Below are 404 nucleotides of genomic sequence, written 5' to 3' on the forward strand. Positions count from 1 at the left end.
GATACGGCAGCGCCCAATAGCCGGCACTGCGGCACACAGCGGCCGCGGCCTCCAATGAGTCCGCATCGCCGCGTGGTTCGAGCTCGAACACCCCAAGGCCTTCCAGCACAGGCATGACCAGCCCGGCCCGGGTGTCCGGCTTGGCGTCGGCTTGGGCCAGAAGCTGATCGCCGCCGGCGGACTCGAATGCCTTCAGAGCCTCGCGGCCATACTCTTTCGCGTCATCGCTGAGATCCAGAATCATCGCCGTCACGCCTTTCTAGCCAGCATGGTTCGCGACAGCAGGATGCGCTGCATCTCGATGCTTCCCGAGGACACCGTCGACGCCTGCGAGTACCGCCAGTGATCCTCCACCTCGGCGCGGAAGTACTCGGCACGGCTGTCCCCGCCGCGCGGCAGGACTG

The 404-nt window shown here is 66.6% G+C and carries 1 protein-coding gene; it reads right to left on the minus strand.

The window, feature by feature from the left end; translation table 11 throughout:
* Positions 1-244, minus strand: a 244-nt coding sequence (locus RNB18_RS53060) for a hypothetical protein (RefSeq protein WP_311721184.1), incomplete at its 3' end; no start/stop codon positions are given.
* Between the last annotated feature and the right edge of the window lie 160 nt (positions 245-404).

The organism is Streptomyces doebereineriae, from assembly GCF_031845645.1.
In the GTDB taxonomy this organism is placed as follows: Bacteria; Actinomycetota; Actinomycetes; order Streptomycetales; family Streptomycetaceae; genus Streptomyces; species Streptomyces canus.